This window comes from Pseudomonas idahonensis (assembly GCF_037903935.1).
GTDB lineage: Bacteria > Pseudomonadota > Gammaproteobacteria > Pseudomonadales > Pseudomonadaceae > Aquipseudomonas > Aquipseudomonas danubii.
In genome coordinates this window covers 1,854,143-1,871,427 of record NZ_CP149586.1, presented here as the reverse complement: position 1 = coordinate 1,871,427, position 17,285 = coordinate 1,854,143, and the positions used below count along the sequence as shown (strand labels likewise).

The following is a 17,285-nucleotide window of genomic DNA, read 5'->3' as shown; positions in this document are numbered from 1 at the left end:
TACCTTCACTCCACTCCATGAGCACTGGAGAACAGAGGCAATGTCACCAGCGCACAAGTACCGCGCCCAGGACGGGAACGCAGCGACAATTCTCCCTGATGCGCACGGGCCACCGCCTTGACCACCGTCAGGCCAAGTCCGGTCCCATTGGCCTTGGTGGTGAAAAACGGCTCTCCCAGACGCTCCAGCACCGCCGCATCGATGCCACTACCGCTGTCACTGATGCACAGCCGCAAGGTGTCACCACGACTGTACAGGTGCACCTTGAGCCGCGCCGCGCCGGCACTGGCTTGCACGGCATTCTCGATCAGGTTGAGCAAGGCCCCCACCAGGGTGTCGCGATTGCACAGCAACTCTCCCTGATGACTGTCGCACTGCCAGCGCACGGCAACATCCTGGACATGGGTCAGGGCCGCGGCCTGCAGTGATTGCAGCAGCGACTTGGGAGTCAGGCGATCAGTGAGGGGCAGCTCACCACGAGCGAACACCAGCATGTCGCGCACCTGGTGCTCCAGCTCGTGCAGTCGCTCCTTGAGGCGCCCAGCGAAACGCTGATGAGTGGCCACTGGCAGTTCATGCTCGGTGAGGTGACTGGCATACAACAGGGCCGCCGAGAGCGGCGTGCGAATCTGATGCGCCAGAGAAGCGACCATCTTGCCCAGGGAGGACAGGCGCTCGTGACGGGCCAGTTGATCCTGCAGATGACGGGTTTCAGTCAAATCGTTAAGCAGCACCAGTTGCCCGGGTTCGGCATCCAGTGAACGGGTAGCGATCGATAGGCGCCGGCCATCGCGCAGGGATATTTCATGACCGTCATCCTCGCGGGGCGCAAAGCTGCGGGCGATGATGTTGCGCCACAACTGCCCTTCCAGCGGCAGCCCCAACAGATCACACGCCGCCGGGTTGGCCTCGCTGACGATACCCTGGCCATCGATGACGATGACGCCACCGGGCAACAGGTCGAGAAGGTTTTGCAGACGGTTGGCCAGACGTTCTTTTTCCGCCAGCTCCTGCATCCGCTGGGCACTGACCACAGCCAACTCGCCCTTGAGCTCAGTCACCCGAGCCTCAAGCATGCTGTAGGAGTCAGTAAGTTGGCTCGACATCTGGTTGAACAAGGCGAAGGCCTGCTCAAGACCCAGCCGGCTTGCCTGCTCTACGGACGACGATTGCCCCGAAGTATCAGGGGCAGGAGACATCTGGGCGGCTTGGGGCATCGTGCTTTCTCGCGTGGCTGACCGTCAGTTAAACGGAACGTTGCAAGAGACTTAGCAATACCCGTGCCTAAAAAAAACCGCCCTTTTTTCAACAACTTGAAAAACAGGCGTCAATCATCCGCCTGTTCATCACCTTCACGACGACTCATGCCGTACTTGCGCATCTTCTCCACCAGGGTGGTGCGACGAATGCGCAGGCGTTCTGCGGCCCGAGCCACAATGCCATTGGCATCGTCCAGCGCTTGCTGGATCAGACCCTGCTCCAGGCTACCGAGGTAATCCTTCAGATCCAGGCCTTCCGGCGGCAGCATGGCGGTGGCAGCAAAGTCCGGCGCATGGCCATTGATCGCCACGCGCTCTTCCAGGTCGCTGCGCAGGCTGTCCACCACCAACTGCTCGTCTTCATCATCGACGTAGCGAAACTTCTTGGGCAGCTCGACCACACCGATCACGCCGTACGGATGCATGATCGCCATGCGTTCCACCAGGTTGGCCAGTTCGCGGACGTTACCCGGCCAGCCATGCCGGCACAGGGACATGATGGCCGCGGAGTTGAAGCGGATCGAACCGCGTTTCTCATGCTCCATGCGCGAGATCAACTCGTTCATCAGCAGCGGAATGTCTTCCACTCGCTCACGCAACGGCGCCATCTCGATGGGGAACACGTTGAGGCGGTAGTACAGATCCTCACGGAAACTGCCCACTTCAATCATGCTTTCAAGGTTTTTATGGGTGGCTGCGATGATTCGCACATCGACACCCTGGGTCTTGTTGCTACCTACGCGCTCGAAGGTCCGCTCCTGCAGCACCCGCAACAGCTTGACCTGCATTGGCAGCGGCATATCACCGATTTCGTCAAGGAACAGGGTGCCACCGTTGGCCAGCTCAAAGCGCCCGGCACGACTGGTAATGGCCCCGGTAAATGCGCCCTTCTCATGGCCGAACAGCTCGCTTTCCAGCAACTCTGCAGGAATGGCTCCGCAATTGACCGGAACGAATGGCGCGTCACGACGCTTGGAGTGGTAGTGCAGGTTACGAGCTACCACTTCCTTGCCGGTCCCGGACTCACCAAGGATCAGCACGCTGGCATCGGTATCCGCCACTTGCTGCATCATCTGCCGCACGTGCTGGATCGCACGACTGGTGCCTACCAGGCTGCGAAACAGGTTGGGTTCGCGGTGACGACCGCGCTCGCGGGCCTGATCGTACATTTCACGATAGACCTGGGCACGGTGCAGGGAGTCAAGCAACTTGCTGTAGCTAGGAGGCATTTCCAGAGTGGAAAGCACTCGACGACGCTGGTCTTCTGGCAAGTCGATGGAAGAATTTTCGCCCATTAACAAAACCGGAAGGAACTCATCCCAGGTTGAGAGTGTCTTTAACAGGCCCAAAAGCGCACCAGGAGCATTTACAGTCCCGATGAGGACGCAAATTACTTCACGACTTGACGACAAAGAGCCGACAGCCTGCTGCCAGTCATGGCTACCGCAGGGTAAATTTTCTTCACCGAGAAAATTTAAAATCACCGCCAAGTCGCGGCGGCGCACGCTATCGTCATCGATCAGCAGAATTTTGGTTTCACGCCACATGCAATAGCAACTTCCCTAGTCAACTCAATGCCCAGAATGAGGGGCAAGCTAGACGCGCTTTAGGCATTTTCTACCTTATAGACGCCTGAAATCTGAAAACAGCCACTAGTTAAGTCAAAAATGCGGGCACAGTCAAATTTATGGCGCGCAACGTTCGGATTAACTCAACATTAACCGAACAAATGGTAAACCTTTGCTGCGTTCTGTGCTTGGGTGATCTGCGACATCTCGTCGACTATTGCCTGACGCTCACCGGTTGCCACCTCAAGCAGCTGCCGGTAAACACCCAGCAACTCCTCCAGATTGTCCCGCAAGGCGACCTCGTCAACCTGAGCCTCACCAAGCACATCTTCCATGCACGAACGGCAGGCAAGATCCAACTCGCCAATGGCTTGCCAGTTGCGCTCAGCCAAGGCACCAACCAGGGCTTCGCGGGTTTCTTCGATGCGTTGCAGGACAGCACTCATGGTGTTCCTCCTTAGAACTGCGGACCCGGTGCAGCGATGGCATCCCAGCCTTCCTTGACCGTACGCAGCAGATCAGCGACCTCATCGAGAATCTTCGGATCGGTCTTGATATTGGCTTCAGCCAGACGCTTCATCATGTAGGTATAAAGACTGTCCAGATCCCCCAGAGTATCCATGGAGTTTTCCAGGTCCAGCCCCTCACGCAAGCCACCGATAATGCCAATGGCCTTGCCGATGAACACGCCCTTGTTGGCGACATCCTTGCGCTCCATCGCGCCCTTGGCCTGCGCAATACGATCCAGACCGCCTTCCATCAGCATCTGTACCAGACGATGCGGACTGGCTTCTGAGGTCTGTGCCTGTGCACCCACCTTCTGGTACTGCCGAAGGGCTAACATCGGATTCATGTGATACCTCTTCAAAAATCAAGGGTTCGTATAAGCAATGTATCGACGCAACGTCAAAAAACTTTAGATCAAATGCAAAAGCCCGGAGCGCTGAAAAAACGCTGCCGGGCTTTTGGCGCAGGCTAGATATTAGCCCTTTTTCTGTGCGTTCAACGCTTCGAACATCGACGTGATGTTACTGGCGGTGGCCTTCAACTTGCCCACCAAAGTATCCATGTCGTTGTACTTCTTGGTCAGTACCGCGGTCAGCGTCGCCACTCGACGGTCAAGAGCATCCTGCTGATCGCTGAGCTTTTTCTTGGTGATATCCAGGGTCTTGGTCCGAGTGGTGAGAATCCCCTCGGTCATACTGCCTACGCCCTGAGTGAACGGCTTGATAGCGGAAGTCATGCGATCAAGCAGGCCCGGATTGGTGCCATCACCGGAAAACAGCTTCTGCACCTCGCCACCGAGCTTTTTATCGGTCATGGCGGCAGTGAACTTCTTATCATCGAAGTCCAGGGCGCCAGTCTTCTGGTTGGTGGTAATCCCCAACTGCGCCAGAACGGTGAGCTTGTCGCCCGCCCCGACTTGCGACAAAGGCTCACGAATGGCTGCCAGAATCGAACGTGGCAATGGGTCACCCGTCAACTGAGCGGGCACTGTCGGCTTGCCATCGTCGTCCAGAGAGGGCTTGGTCAGCGTGCTGATGCCATTGGCCACCGCGTTGTAGGCGTCGACAAACTTCTGAATGGAGGTCTTGAGACCCTCGGTATTGGTAGCAACAGTCACAGTGATAGGCGCGGTAGTCGCTGCCACCAGATTGAGCTTGAGGCCGGAAATGGCCTGCGTGACCGTGTTGCTTTTACTGGTCAGCTGCATGCCATCGACGCTGAACGAAGCGTCCTTGGCCAAACCGCCAATGGAGCCTGAAGAGGTTGCGCTGACGGGATTGGTATCAGAGCCATTAGGCATCACCTGACTGCCGTCGATTTCCAGGCCGGCAATGCCGCTGACGGAAATATCAGAGCCCGCCCCGCTCTTCTCGGAGCCCACCACCAGCCGCGAACCAAAGGAGTCGGTCACGATGTTGGCACTCAACCCGGAAGTCGACATCTTGGAGTCAGCGTTGATCGCATCACGCACGGACTGCAAGGTCGCGTTCGCACCAATAGTCAACGGATAATTAATGCCATTTTGAGTGATGGTCAGGGTACCACTCGGAATAGCACTGGAAGCGCCCCCGGAGAAAGCCGCACTTGCCACTTTCGACGAGGTTGCAAGATTCTTCACCTCAACCTTGTACTTACCTGCTACTGCATCGTTACCCGCAGTGGCATCGACGAACTTGCTGTCGCTGGAAGTTGCCGCAAAGCCGGTAAAGGCAGGATTGACCGAGCTTCCGAGCCCAGCAACCCCCAGAGTGCTCTGAAAGGACGACAGCAACGACTGCAAGGTCCCGATACCAGAAATACTGGCGCTATTAGTGCTGGTCGCACGATCGATCTGACCCTGCTTGGCCGCTTTGTCAGCCGCCACGAGCGCCTTGACGATAGCACCCGTATCGAGACCAGAACCCAAACCAGTACCCGGTAGAATTGGACTTGCCATGTGTGTCTCCCTTCATAGTGCCGCCAGTCTTTTGACCACTAAAGCGCCCAAAAGAACACAGCAACAAATTTCATGCCAGCTATCAGACTTTCGCGCTGAACAGCAGGCTACTGGCGTCATTCAAGCTATTGGCCAATCTCAGCACTTCTTCGTTGGGGATCTGCCGAACCACCTCTCCCGAATCACTGGCGATCACTTTGACCACAACTTGGCCGGAGGGCTCATCGATCGAGAACTCCAGATTACGCTTGACCGACTGGACGAATTTTTCAATTTCCTGGACGGCCATCTTCAACTTTTCCTGCTCGGTCTGAGCGTCTTTCTTACTGTCCTGCCTGGCGGTTTCGACCACGGCCGGGACCACCTCTCGAGGCTTTTCCACGGCCTTGTCAGCAACGTGCGTCACCGGCTTGGCCGCTGGATAAGACAAGTTCAGCTTCACGCTCATATCCATGTCCATCACCTCTTAAAGTAAAAAAGCGAGAGAGCACGACCAGCGCACTCCCCCGCCAAAGCTTAGCCAGCTATTACTGAAGCAGTTTCAGTACAGCGGATGGCAGTTGGTTGGCCTGGGCCAGAACTGCGGTCGAAGCTTGTTGCAGAGTTTGCTGCTTGGTCAGCTGGGCAGTTTCAGCAGCGAAGTCGGTATCTTGTACGCGACCCAGTGCAGCACTGGCGTTTTCGTTGATGTTCTGCAGGTTGGAGATGGTGCTGGTCAGACGGTTCTGTGCAGCACCGAGGTCGGCACGGGCGGAGTTGATGGTCTGCAGCGCTTTGTCGATCGCGTTGATCGCGGCGCTGGTGTTGGTTTCAGCCTGGCCGCTGGAGTTGGCGCTGATGGAGATGGCGGCCGAATCCACGCTCAGGGTCGCAGCGTCGAAGCCGCTGGCCAGAGTGATGGTGATCTGGTTGGTAGCACCAGTGTTGGAACCAACCTGGAAAGTCATGGTGCCAGCAGTACCGTCGATCAGGTTCTTGCCGTTCAGGTTGGTCGACTTGGCGATACGAGTCAGCTCAGCCGACATCTGGGAGAATTCTTTGTCCAGAGCGGTGCGGTCAGCAGTACCGTTGGAGTCGTTTCGCGACTGAACAGCCAGTTCACGCATACGCTGCAGGATGTTGGTGGATTCTTGCATCGCGCCTTCAGCGGTCTGGGCGATGGAGATACCGTCGTTGGCGTTCTTGATCGCCATGGTCTGACCACGGATCTGCGAAGTCATACGGGTAGCGATCTGCAGGCCGGCGGCGTCGTCTTTTGCACTGTTGATTTTCAGGCCGGAAGACAGGCGAGTCATCGAAGTCGACAGAGCGTCGGAAGCACGGTTCAGGTTTTTCTGAACGTTCAGCGACGTGACGTTAGTGTTTACTGTTAAAGCCATGACGAATTCCTCGTTGGTTGGGTACTGCGGCTTCCGGCCCTGGCAACCGCCGGGTAATGGCCTAGAGAACCTTCGTAATAGTTATCGTCGCCAATGCAAGTTGCTTTAGGGCTTTTTCAAAAATATTTGCCATCACCCTGCCACCCCTTGGAAAACAAGGGGTTAAGCCCATCAACAAGCGAAAAAATGACGCCAGAAAACCCACGCAAAAACCAACTTTGAGCCCTCAGATGGGATACCTCGTCAACCGTCGAGCCCAACCTGCAGCCAATCCAACATTTCATATTCAAGATAATCAGCCAGACCCAACCAGTTCTGCATTTCCTGGCAGGCCAGCATCAGGCCCAGCAGCCGAGCCCAGTCCTGCTGAACCGAAACCGGCGCACTGTCCACCCACAACTGTATGGGCTCGAACAACTCCACCATGCCCCCTACAGCTTCTACATCCCGGCCCAGCCGGAACAGATCGGCAACTTCCCGCGCACGATCAAACACAGGCTCAAGTCGCGTCATTGAACAAAGTCCCCATGGAAGGTGGTGCCCAGGATCATCGCGCCACTGCGACTGGTATTGAAGAACGCCACTTCAGGCCGACTCGCGATGTAACGCTCCAGCTCGCACAGATAGCTGCGAAAGTTGAGCTGAGTCTTGACCCGCTGCCCGTAACCGTCCATCACCCAATGCCGGGCCACGCCGGCCTGAGGCCCGAGATCACCGTCCTGCCAACCGGCGTGAGTACGATTCTGAGGAAAAGCGAAATCAGCACCAAACAGAGTGATCCGCCTCCCTCCCATCTTCACCGCGAGGTCCACGGCCGGATGAATCACGCTGCCTCCGGCATGCAACTGCGCCCGCGGCAACCGCTGGCGCAACGCCTGGAATACTGGACTGGAGGAATAGCCCACATACCGCGGCCCTTGCCAACCTTCAAGAACCAGCGGGTCCGCCAGGGGCATATAGACCAGGACGACGCCTTCACTGCCCTGGCCCGGCAGGTGCCGCGTGGAGATTCGCTGATCGATACTGACCACCAGGTCCACCCGGATGCCTTGCTTGAGCAGGGGCAGATAGGCTGTATCCACACAGATCAACAACGGCCGCTCAGGTTGTTCGGCCACGACCCGCAATGCCGAGTAATGCTGTTCCAGACTTGGCCCCGTAGCGATCACGAACACCTCGCGCCCAGGGTGAAGATCAAACAGTTCGGCAACATCTCGATCCGCCCCAACCCAGGGCTCGATGGCAGCCAGGCGCGCGGCGATATCCGGCGTATCGGCCGAAAACAAACGATTGTTGAAGGACAGATGGGTCTCGCTGATCAGCCGATCACGAATCTTCGCGTTGTAGTCATCGGCCAGCACCAACTCGGCCGGCAGGGCAAAGAACGGCAGTTGAATCTCCGGCAGATCGCCGGCATACAGCAACTCGACCCGCGGATCGGCCAGCCAGTCCTGCTGATCAAGCAGTTGCAGCACCAGCCTGAACACCGCGCCATTGAGGATGTGCACGTACAAGCGCTTCAGTTCCGGCCGCTGGAGCAACGCCAGTTGCAGATCCCCCAAGCCACAGCCGTACAGATGCAGGACCGGCGCCTCAGGCAGGCTGGCGGCCTGGGTATGCGCCTCACGGGTACGATCATGACGACTGGTGAGCTGAATACCTGCAATGCTCAGGGTCGAGCCCAGCCCCTCAACCAGATCGGCCTGCAGCGCACCACTGTCTTCAGCCAGCAGCCGCTCCAGCAGCACCGGCCAGCGCTCGCCCAAGATCCGGGCATTGTGTTCCAAGCTGTCGCTCATGCTGCCTCGCTTATCACTCGCGCAAAAAAATAGCGCTCAAGATTACACCTTGAGCGCTAAGTGTGCCGCCGGAAGCTGAGCGTCAGGAGCGATAGATAATCGCCGACCCCCAGGACAAGCCAACGCCGAAACCACTCAAGGCCACGCGCTTCCAGCTGGAGTCGAACATGTGCTTTTCCAGCAGCAGCGGAATGCTCGAGGAAACCGTGTTACCGGTTTCCACCATGTCCTTGATGAACTTGTCCGGATCGCCCTCGAAACGCCGGGCCACGGCGTCGACAATCGCGGCACTGCCCTGGTGAATGCAGAAGGCATCGATATCGTCAGGCTGCAAGCCCGACTCGGCCAGCAACTCGTGCAAGTGGGCAGGTACCTTGAGCAGCGCGAAGTTGAACACCTGGCGGCCATTCATGAAGAACACGCCGTCGCTGACTTTCAGGTGCGGAGCACCGGAGCCATCGGTGCCGAACTTGGCCTTGCCCAACTGCCAGGTAGCGCCCTCGCCCAGCCAGGTGGCGGTGGCGGCATCGCCGAACAGCATGGTGGTGTTGCGGTCTTCAGGATCGACGATCTTCGAATAAGGATCGGCGGTGACCAACAGGCCGTTCTTCAGGCCCGCAGCTTCCATGAAGCCCTTGATGGCATAGATACCGTAGACATACCCGGAACAGCCCAGCGAAATATCGAAGGCCGCCACTGTGGTCGGCAGACCCAGCTTGTCCTGAACGATCGCGGCAGTGTGAGGCAGCCCCTCCTCGTCACCGTTCTGGGTGACCACGATCAATACGTCGATAGCTTCACGCTTGAGTTCCGGGTTGCTGGCGAACAGGGCATTGACCGCTTCGACACACAGATCGGAAGTCTCTTGCCCGTCGTCTTTGCGCGGCAAAAAAGCAGAACCGATCTTGCCCAGGATGAAATCTTCATCCTTGGCGAATTTTGCACCTTGTGCGTAATTGTCCACGCCGGCTACAGGCACGTAGCTCGCAATGCTTTTTATGCCAATCATTACGGCTTCCCAATAATAAACAGCTCAATACCCCCGCTCAGTCACTGAGCAGGGGCTGCCGAAAGAAACACAGATACTTGCGCCGAACACAACGGCATCGGGAAGAACCAAGGGCTATCACGGGTCCTGTCACGCAGGGCTGGCGCCATCTTCCCGGGCAATACAATACAGTGAAGATGCACGTTATGACTCACAGGTCACGCTATTTTGCCGAATCAGCCACACAAAGGCCTATTCGATGAGCGCCCAGTCCAGTGCCGTGCCGCGCTTGAGGGCCTGACGCGCACGACGGCCGAGCAGCGCATCGTAGTGCTTGGGAGCCAGCCCCAGCCCGGGACGGATTGCCCGCACGTTGTCGGCACTGAACAGCTCCCCGGCCTGCATGTCCCGGGTGACATACAACGACCGACGGTACATCAGCGACTTGCTCTCGGCCTGAGTAGCGCCATAGCGCACTTGCCCCATGGCCTGCCAGGCCCGCTCGGTTTCCACCACCAGGCTGGCCAACTCCCCTGGCTCCAGGGAAAAACTGGCGTCGACCCCACCGACCGAACGGTCCAGGGTGAAGTGCTTTTCGATCACCGTGGCGCCCAGGGCCACAGCAGCCACCGAGACCCCAACCCCCATGCTGTGATCGGACAAGCCCACCTCACAGCCGAACAGTTCCCGCAGATGAGGAATAGTCAGCAGGTTGCTGTTGGCCGGTGAAGCCGGATAGGTGCTGGTGCACTTGAGCAATACCAGATCCCGGCAGCCGGCCTGCCTGGCGGCCTGCACGCTTTCGTCCAGCTCGGCGATGCTGGCCATGCCGGTGGAAATGATCAGCGGCTTGCCGGTGGCGGCGACCCGGCGAATCAGCGGCAGATCGGTGTTTTCAAAACTGGCGATCTTGTAGGCCGGAACGTCGAGGCTCTCGAGAAAGTCCACCGCGCTCTCGTCGAACGGCGTGGAAAACGCCAGCATGCCCAACTCACGTGCCCGAGCGAAGATCGGCTCGTGCCACTCCCATGGCGTATGGGCACGCTGGTACAGGTCGTAAAGCGATGAACCGGCCCAAAGGCTGTCCGGGTCCTTGATGAAAAACTCCCCCTGATCCAGGTCCAGGGTCATGGTGTCGGCGGTGTAGGTCTGCAACTTCAGGGCATGGGCACCGGCCCTGGCTGCGGCCTCGACAATCTGCAGGGCCACATCCAGCGACTGATTATGGTTGCCGCTCATCTCGGCGATGATCAACGGCGCCGCACCCGCGCCCACGCAGCGCGAGCCGATCTTGAAACTAGTCATCCAGATGTTCCTTCAACACACGGGTGAATTCGCAGGGCGCCTGGCAATAGCCGGCCCGGCGAAACAATGTCAGCGAAACCTGATTCTCTGCCAGCACCCTAGCCCCCAGACGCTGCACATCGGGCCAATGGCGCATCAGCCAAGCCTCGCCCTGCTCCAGCAGCGTCCGCCCCCAGCCCAAGCCCAGGTGCTCGGCAAACAGGTAGATCGACACATCCGCCTGAATGCCTTGGCGGTCATAGCGCAGCACCCCTACCGCCCCCGAGGCTATTTCCGCTATCAGCAACAGCCGCTGCGGATCATTCACAGCGGCCTCCAGCCAGCGCACATGGTCCGGCCACTCAAGCGTCTCAGACTGCTGGGACCAACGCCTGACAGGCTCAGCATTGCGCCCCTCGAACAGTAGCCGGGCATCCTCCATAGTCGCCGGACGCAAGCGCAGTACCGCAGTGAACAACGCCGCCGCCACTCGCTGCACGCCCCGACCATCCACCAGCTCGCGGGCCCGGCGAGACAGGCTATGCCGCAGCTCCGGATTGCCCAGCAACAGGCTCAGGGCCTGGCGCACCTGCTCCACGCTGACCTGCTCACAGGCCCCCAGGTACAAGTGGGCACCCGCCTCGGCCAGCAACCGGGCATTGGCCTCCTGGTTAGCGGCCACGGTGATGCACAGCGTAGGCACGCCCAATACCGCCCGCTCCCAGCTGGTACCGCCTCCCGCGCCCAGGCACAGGTCGGCCTCGGCCAACAGCCCGGCAAAATCCTTCACATAGCTGTGCAGTCGCCAGTGCGGCCGTTCGGCAGCCAGGGCCTGCATGGCCTGCCAGTCCGGATTGCCGCTGCCGGCGACGAAGTCCACCTGCAGATCGTGAAAATCCAGCAGTGCCAACATGGCCTTGTGGGTCTGACCGGCGGCATCGAAGCCGCCGAAGTTCACCAGCAAGCGCCGCGCCTGTGGCCGGATCGATATCGGTGGACGGCGGAACTCTTCGCGCAGCAAGGCGTAGTGCGGACCGAACAGGGTCCGGCACGACACATCGTGCAATCCGGAATAAGCCTGGGCACTGCCGCTGAAATTCTGGTCCAGCAACAGGTCCACGGCATGCTTGCGGTTGGCCAGATCATCGATCGCGGCAATCCTCGGCGCCCATTGGCGAGCGGCGCTCTGCCATTGATGATCAAGGCCGTAATGATCCACCAGCACCCAGTCGAAGGCCGGCTGAGAGGCCAATGCCAGCTGCAGCGCGGCAATGTCCGCCTGCCAGGGCAAGGGCGCCTCGATCCCCAGCTCTGGATGCTCGCCGACGTAGCACTCCGGCAATTCAAAGGCCTGGAAGCCCTCGGCCCGCAGCGCCTCCAGGCGATGGCCGGGCAGACGCCGACAGGCGAACGCCACATCAGCACCCTGACGGCGCAGTTCCTGGGCCAGGGTCAGGCAGCGGGCCACGTGGCCACTGCCGATGGCCGGCGACGCGTCGGCGCGGATCAGCACCCTCACTCCAGCTCTCCTGCGGCCTTCAGCGCGGCATACAGGTATTCAGCTCGCTGCCAGTCCTCTTCGGTATCGATGTCCTGCACCAGATGACGGGGCAGGATCACCGGCAGGCTGCGGGGCGAGAACAGCACCTCCCCCTCCAGCCAGGCCTGGCTCCTGCCCCAGTAGAACTGCCCGGCATCCTGATAGGCCGGTGGCAGATCCTGGGAACGGCTCTGGCGAAATTCCGGGTACAGGGCATTGAGCGCCCCTTGCTCATCGAGAGTCAGCGCCCGCTGCACGGGAAAGCCGAAGCTGCACACCGAGAAGGCGAACGCCTTGTCCGGGTGCTGCACCAGCGTCTCCAGACCCTGGCGCAGATAACGCACCTGCAGCAAGGGCGCGGTGGCGTAGATGCAACACGCGTACTCAAACACTTGCCCCTGCTCCTGCAACACCTGCAGGGCATGGACAATCACCGCTGCCGTGCCGGTGAAGTCATCTGCCAGGGACTGTGGCCGAATAAACGGCACCTCGGCGCCACAGGCGAGCGCCAGTTCGGCGATCTCTGGATCGTCGGTGCTGACCACCACTCGCTGGAACAATCCGCAACTCAAGGCCTTGTCGATGGAGCGAGCGAGCATCGGCACCCCATCAAAGGCCCTGAGGTTCTTGCGCGCGATACGCTTGCTGCCGCCTCGGGCAGGAATCAACGCCACACAACTCACAGGCCTGACTCCAACTTGCACACCCCTGACTCAGGCAGGCAGCCTGGAGCCGTCGCATCCGCGCGGACGCAGCGCATCCCAGGCCAGGAAAAAACCATCATCAATACCTCTCAGTCCAGAATCCGCTGCAGGTGCGTCACCACTTCGTCTTGCAACTCATCGGTCAACTCTGGATAAAGGGGCAGACTGAGGGCTTCCTGGAAGTAACGTTCGGCCTCGGGGTAATCACCCTCGGCAAAGCCCTGTTCTTGGTAATACGGCTGCAGATGCACGGGAATGTAATGCAGGTTCACCCCCAGCCCCGCCGCACGCAATTCGTCAAAGACTTGCTTCTGGGTCAGCCGGATACGGCTCAGATCCAGACGCACCACATACAGATGCCAAGCCGAGTCGGACCCGCTCTGCGCCACCGGCAAGGTCAGCGGCAAGTCGGCCAGCAACATCTGGTAGCGCGCCGCCAGCTCCCGGCGCCGAGCCACGAACTCGTCGAGCCGGGACATTTGAGATAGTCCCAGTGCTGCATGCAAATCGGTCATCCGATAGTTGAAACCAAGCTCCAGTTGCTGGTAGTACCACAGGCCGGTATCCGGGATCTGCATCAGTGCCGGGTCGCTGGTAATGCCATGACTGCGCAAACGGCGCAGGCGTTCGGCAAACTCAGGCCGGTTGGTCAGCACCATTCCGCCTTCGGCACTGGTGATGATTTTCACCGGGTGAAAGCTGAAGATGGTCATTGCCGCATAGGTTCCGCAACCCACTGGAAGCCCCAGGTAGGAGGCCCCCACGGCATGTGCCGCGTCTTCGATCAAGACAAATCCGTAGCGCTCGGCAAGCTCGGCAATGGCCTGCATATCGGCACTCTGTCCGGCGAATGCGACAACCACCACCACCTTCGGCAGGGTGCCGTTGCGTTCGGCTAACTCGAGCTTCTGCGCCAGCAGAGCAGCATCCATGTTCCAGGTATGGGGATCGATATCGACAAAATCGACCTCGGCACCGCAGTAACGCCCACAGTTGGCCGATGCGACGAAGGTATTGGGGCTGGTCCACAGAAAGTCGCCCGGCCCCAACCCCGCCGTCAGACAGGCAATATGCAGCGCCGCCGTGGCATTGCACACGGCAACCGCATGCCCGGCCTGACAATAGTCGGCCAGGGCCTGCTCAAAACGCTCGATAGTCGGCCCTTGGGTCAGCCAGGGAGACTTGAGCACCTGCAGCACCGCATCGATGTCCGCCTGATTGATGCTCTGGCAGCCATAAGGAATCCTGTAGGGAGTCATGGCCGTCTCCCACCGCAAGCAGGTGTCAAGCCATGATGCGCAGAGCGGACAATCAAAAGCTTATTGAGCATGTTTGGGTCCCTCTAAACAGCAATCAATTGGCAATCATCTGCAGCCAATCCACACCACTGGCGGTACCGAGCGAAAAACCCTTGCCGCTCAACGCCAGGTTCTGGTTATAGGCATTATCCTGGGCAAAGCGTGCCGCCCATTTGTCTTGCAGGGCCGCGGCCGCCTGTGGGTGTTGCGGCAACGTCCCCGGATGCTGCACCTGGGCCTGGGGCGTCAGTACCGTGAGGTAACCGGCATCGGCCACTTTCAGGCACAGGTCGACATCGGCGAAAGCCTGATCGAAATGCTCTTCATCCAGCCCGCCCACCGCCTCGAACAGCGCTTTGCCGATCATCAGACAGGCACCGGACACCGCTGAATAATTCTTCTCCACCCACAGGCTATTCATGTAGCCCGCAGCCTCCTTGGTCTCACCGGCGAAGGCCGCACCCAGGTGGCCGTCGAACCCCAGGATCAGCCCGGCCTGGGTGGTCACGCCGTTTTCGTTCACCAGCTTGGCGCCAACAATCCCGACTTCCGGGCGTTGAGCCTGGTTGAGCAAGCTCTCGATCCAGTTGGCGTTGACCACCTCAGCATCGGCCGCAAGCAGCACCAGGTACTCGCCCCGAGCTTCCCGGCACGCCATGTTGAACAAGGCCGAAGCGCTCAGGCGTTGGCCGCTGCGCAACACACGAATGCGCTCGCCGCGGCCTTCCAGGCTGGTCAGCCAGCTGTCGAGCTCGGCACTCTGGTTGTGGTTTTCGGCGATCAGCACTTCATAGCGCTGGTAGCGGGTGCGCTGCAGCACGCTGACCAGGCAGCGTTGCAACTCGGCGAAGTTGTCCTGGCTGGGCAGGATGATCGACACCAGAGGGCGCTCGGCGTGCTGGTAGTCGATCTGATAGGCACCTGGTTGCGGCGAACCGACCTGAGCGCGATAGCCTCGTGCGGCCAGGTGCCGGGTCAGCACCTGCCGCTCTTCGGCGTCAGCCTTGTCCCCCGGAGCCTGACAAATCAGCAAGGGCTCGGCCAGGTGGGCCAGACCGGCCAGGCCGCCGTCCTGGATCAGGCGCAGCAGCAGGTCCAGCTCCAGCGCCTGCTTGAGCTCACGGGAGAAACCACCAGCCTGCAGCGCCGTCTCGCGGTCCAGCAGCCAATGCCGGGCCATCAGCCCCGGTGTGCCTTGCAATTGATCGAGGTTGACCCCGGGGCGGAACACCGAAGTCAAAGTGGCATCGGCACGGCGCTGGATCTCGTCCATGGCCACGGCACGAATGCCTTCGGCGCCGAGCAATTCCAGGCTCGCCCGCAGCAGGCCGCTGGCGGTGAACTGATCACCGGCCTCGGCCAACAGCACCCAGTCGGCACGGGACTGGGCCATGGCCTGATTGATGCGCTCGACGTAGTTGTTTTCCGTGACCTTGACGAAATGCAAGGTGTCCTGGGCCGTGGTGGTGGCCGGCAGCTCGCCCGTGGTGAACACCACCAGTTTGAACGCCTTGTAATGACCGGCCAGCAGGCTGTCGAGCGTGGCCTGCAACTTGACCAGGTCAGCGTCCAGGTCCAGCAGCAGGATCTGCACTTGCGGGCCACCGGCATGGCGGGCCAGGTGCGCAGCGATGACACTCAACTGTGCCGGCTCCGGAGCACGGGCCTCGAGCCATTTGAGCAAGCGTCCCGACTCGGTCGCGTTGAACAGCGCACGGCTGTCCGACCCCGGTACCGACGCCAGGCGCTCGGCCCAGGCCTGCAGCTTGCGCGCCTCCTCGGGCTCGTCGCTGTCTTGCATCGACTCGGCCAGGCGCTTGACCACCTCGCGGTTGAACAGGTTCAGGGTCAGCGCTTCCCACAACCGGGCGCGCAGGCTCTCTGGTGTGTCGTTGGGATGAACCCGCATCAACTCTTCCTGACGCAGCAACACACCCTCCAGCTCTTTGAGCTGCAGACGCCCGGTGGGCATGGCATGCATGAGGAATTCCAACTCGGTCAGCAGATCGAACATCGGCTGGTTGTAGAACGGCATCTCGACGAACTGCTCGGGACCGAAAGAGCGTACCGGCTCGGCTCCGACCTCGACCCAGGCCGAACGAAAGATCGCCGTGCCCTTGAGGGAACGGCCGCTGAGCAGGCAGTCGGCCATGGCGGTGAAACTGTCCAGGGCGATCTGCTTCACCTGCTCGGGGTCCCGACCACTGAAACCGGTGGGCAGCGAGGCGAGGAACTCGGCGAACGCCTCACGCTGGGCCACCGATTGCGCGTCCTTGTAGGTCAGCACCGTCAGCACATTGGTGTTGTGTTCTGAGGCCCCGTAGTTGGCCTCACGCACGGCAAACGGAATCGGCAGGATCCGCGCCTTGGCACAGGCCAGCAGGAAGAAGGAGTGACCGATTTCCTGCCATTCGAAACTCACTCCCGGCGGCAGCAGCTCATACCACTGGCGCAGCAGGTCGGTGCGGGTTACCGCATAGAACGGCGGCAGGAAATGCCCCATGAAGTTCATCACCCGATCCTGGGCATCATGGGAGTCATAGTCCTCCATGACCCGGCGATCACGGCGGTAGTAATTGGTTTCCGAAGCCCGGGCCAGATACATCATCCCGTAGCCATGGCACAGCCCGTAGTCGGGATGGGCCTCAAGAAACTCCAGGGAGCTGGTCAGCGCATCATGAAGAAGAAAATCGTCATCGGCAGCGAACGCCATGTAGGGCGTGCTCACCAGGCTCATGCCGTAGGTCAGCTTGTCCTGCAGGCCCTTGTAGCCGAACTGCGGCAGATGCCGATAGTCGACCTGGGGATAGAGCTGCGCCAGGGACTCATCCGCCTCCAGCGACGAATCCAGTACCAGGATCGAGCACGGATAGGTGCTGTAATACTGCAAGGTGCGCCGCATGAACGCTTTGCGGTTGTGGGACAACAGCACAAGGGTGAAACGCTCACTCAGGGGTGCTTTGTCATTCATTACTTTATCTCCAACCCACATAGGTACTTCCCCACAACCGGCCAAACGCCTT

15 protein-coding genes are annotated in these 17,285 nt (G+C 59.9%); all 15 read right to left on the bottom strand.

Annotated elements, in window-relative coordinates:
* Positions 1-5: 5 nt before the first annotated feature.
* Positions 6-1,199, bottom strand: coding sequence for a sensor histidine kinase (locus WIN67_RS08470; protein ID WP_170001274.1), 1,194 nt, complete (start codon positions 1,197-1,199; stop codon positions 6-8).
* A gap of 128 nt (positions 1,200-1,327) precedes the next feature.
* Entirely contained in the window at positions 1,328-2,806 is a 1,479-nt protein-coding gene (locus tag WIN67_RS08465; RefSeq protein WP_339070937.1) for a sigma-54 dependent transcriptional regulator, read from the bottom strand.
* A gap of 170 nt (positions 2,807-2,976) precedes the next feature.
* Positions 2,977-3,273, bottom strand: coding sequence for a flagellar protein FliT (locus tag WIN67_RS08460; RefSeq protein ID WP_102864028.1), 297 nt, complete (start codon positions 3,271-3,273; stop codon positions 2,977-2,979).
* Positions 3,274-3,284: 11 nt separating this feature from the next.
* Positions 3,285-3,680 (bottom strand): flagellar export chaperone FliS, encoded by a 396-nt coding sequence (gene fliS / locus WIN67_RS08455; protein WP_102878857.1) that lies wholly within the window; start codon positions 3,678-3,680, stop codon positions 3,285-3,287.
* Positions 3,681-3,809: 129 nt separating this feature from the next.
* Positions 3,810-5,270: a flagellar filament capping protein FliD gene (fliD, locus tag WIN67_RS08450; RefSeq protein WP_273924445.1), complete on the bottom strand. Its 1,461-nt coding sequence runs from the start codon at positions 5,268-5,270 to the stop codon at positions 3,810-3,812.
* A gap of 82 nt (positions 5,271-5,352) precedes the next feature.
* Entirely contained in the window at positions 5,353-5,724 is a 372-nt protein-coding gene (locus tag WIN67_RS08445) for a flagellar protein FlaG (protein WP_273924446.1), read from the bottom strand.
* 73 nt (positions 5,725-5,797) lie between these two features.
* Positions 5,798-6,649, bottom strand: coding sequence for a flagellin domain-containing protein (locus WIN67_RS08440; RefSeq protein WP_273924447.1), 852 nt, complete (start codon positions 6,647-6,649; stop codon positions 5,798-5,800).
* Between the two features lie 243 nt (positions 6,650-6,892).
* On the bottom strand, positions 6,893-7,162 hold the full coding sequence (locus WIN67_RS08435; protein WP_102878854.1) for a hypothetical protein: 270 nt from the start codon (positions 7,160-7,162) through the stop codon (positions 6,893-6,895).
* On the bottom strand, positions 7,159-8,448 hold the full coding sequence (locus tag WIN67_RS08430) for a motility associated factor glycosyltransferase family protein (protein ID WP_339070933.1): 1,290 nt from the start codon (positions 8,446-8,448) through the stop codon (positions 7,159-7,161). The genes WIN67_RS08435 and WIN67_RS08430 overlap by 4 nt, the downstream gene beginning before the upstream one ends.
* Positions 8,449-8,530: 82 nt before the next feature.
* Positions 8,531-9,457 (bottom strand): ketoacyl-ACP synthase III, encoded by a 927-nt coding sequence (locus WIN67_RS08425; RefSeq protein ID WP_102864035.1) that lies wholly within the window; start codon positions 9,455-9,457, stop codon positions 8,531-8,533.
* 231 nt (positions 9,458-9,688) lie between these two features.
* The gene (pseI, locus tag WIN67_RS08420; RefSeq protein WP_339070932.1) at positions 9,689-10,741 is read right to left on the bottom strand and encodes a pseudaminic acid synthase; all 1,053 of its coding nucleotides are present in this window, start codon (positions 10,739-10,741) and stop codon (positions 9,689-9,691) included.
* Complete coding sequence (gene pseG / locus WIN67_RS08415) at positions 10,734-12,239, bottom strand: UDP-2,4-diacetamido-2,4,6-trideoxy-beta-L-altropyranose hydrolase (RefSeq protein ID WP_339070931.1); 1,506 nt, start codon at positions 12,237-12,239, stop codon at positions 10,734-10,736. The genes pseI and pseG overlap by 8 nt, the downstream gene beginning before the upstream one ends.
* Entirely contained in the window at positions 12,236-12,943 is a 708-nt protein-coding gene (pseF, locus tag WIN67_RS08410) for a pseudaminic acid cytidylyltransferase (RefSeq protein WP_221808991.1), read from the bottom strand. The genes pseG and pseF overlap by 4 nt, the downstream gene beginning before the upstream one ends.
* Positions 12,944-13,053: 110 nt before the next feature.
* The gene (gene pseC, locus WIN67_RS08405) at positions 13,054-14,223 is read right to left on the bottom strand and encodes a UDP-4-amino-4,6-dideoxy-N-acetyl-beta-L-altrosamine transaminase (protein WP_339070929.1); all 1,170 of its coding nucleotides are present in this window, start codon (positions 14,221-14,223) and stop codon (positions 13,054-13,056) included.
* Positions 14,224-14,317: 94 nt separating this feature from the next.
* The gene (locus WIN67_RS08400; RefSeq protein WP_339070928.1) at positions 14,318-17,254 is read right to left on the bottom strand and encodes a TIGR00180 family glycosyltransferase; all 2,937 of its coding nucleotides are present in this window, start codon (positions 17,252-17,254) and stop codon (positions 14,318-14,320) included.
* Between the last annotated feature and the right edge of the window lie 31 nt (positions 17,255-17,285).

Excerpts from the sequence above, each read along its gene's own strand:
- WIN67_RS08400 (WP_339070928.1), bottom strand. The coding sequence starts at position 17,254 with ATGTGGGTTGGAGATAAAGTAATGAATGACAAAGCACCCCTGAGTGAG.
- fliS (WP_102878857.1), bottom strand. The coding sequence starts at position 3,680 with ATGAATCCGATGTTAGCCCTTCGGCAGTACCAGAAGGTGGGTGCACAG.
- WIN67_RS08430 (WP_339070933.1), bottom strand. The coding sequence starts at position 8,448 with ATGAGCGACAGCTTGGAACACAATGCCCGGATCTTGGGCGAGCGCTGG.
- pseI (WP_339070932.1), bottom strand. The coding sequence starts at position 10,741 with ATGACTAGTTTCAAGATCGGCTCGCGCTGCGTGGGCGCGGGTGCGGCG.
- WIN67_RS08460 (WP_102864028.1), bottom strand. The coding sequence starts at position 3,273 with ATGAGTGCTGTCCTGCAACGCATCGAAGAAACCCGCGAAGCCCTGGTT.
- WIN67_RS08470 (WP_170001274.1), bottom strand. The coding sequence starts at position 1,199 with ATGTCTCCTGCCCCTGATACTTCGGGGCAATCGTCGTCCGTAGAGCAG.
- WIN67_RS08425 (WP_102864035.1), bottom strand. The coding sequence starts at position 9,457 with ATGATTGGCATAAAAAGCATTGCGAGCTACGTGCCTGTAGCCGGCGTG.
- fliD (WP_273924445.1), bottom strand. The coding sequence starts at position 5,270 with ATGGCAAGTCCAATTCTACCGGGTACTGGTTTGGGTTCTGGTCTCGAT.
- WIN67_RS08435 (WP_102878854.1), bottom strand. The coding sequence starts at position 7,162 with ATGACGCGACTTGAGCCTGTGTTTGATCGTGCGCGGGAAGTTGCCGAT.
- WIN67_RS08445 (WP_273924446.1), bottom strand. The coding sequence starts at position 5,724 with ATGGATATGAGCGTGAAGCTGAACTTGTCTTATCCAGCGGCCAAGCCG.
- WIN67_RS08440 (WP_273924447.1), bottom strand. The coding sequence starts at position 6,649 with ATGGCTTTAACAGTAAACACTAACGTCACGTCGCTGAACGTTCAGAAA.
- WIN67_RS08465 (WP_339070937.1), bottom strand. The coding sequence starts at position 2,806 with ATGTGGCGTGAAACCAAAATTCTGCTGATCGATGACGATAGCGTGCGC.
- pseC (WP_339070929.1), bottom strand. The coding sequence starts at position 14,223 with ATGACTCCCTACAGGATTCCTTATGGCTGCCAGAGCATCAATCAGGCG.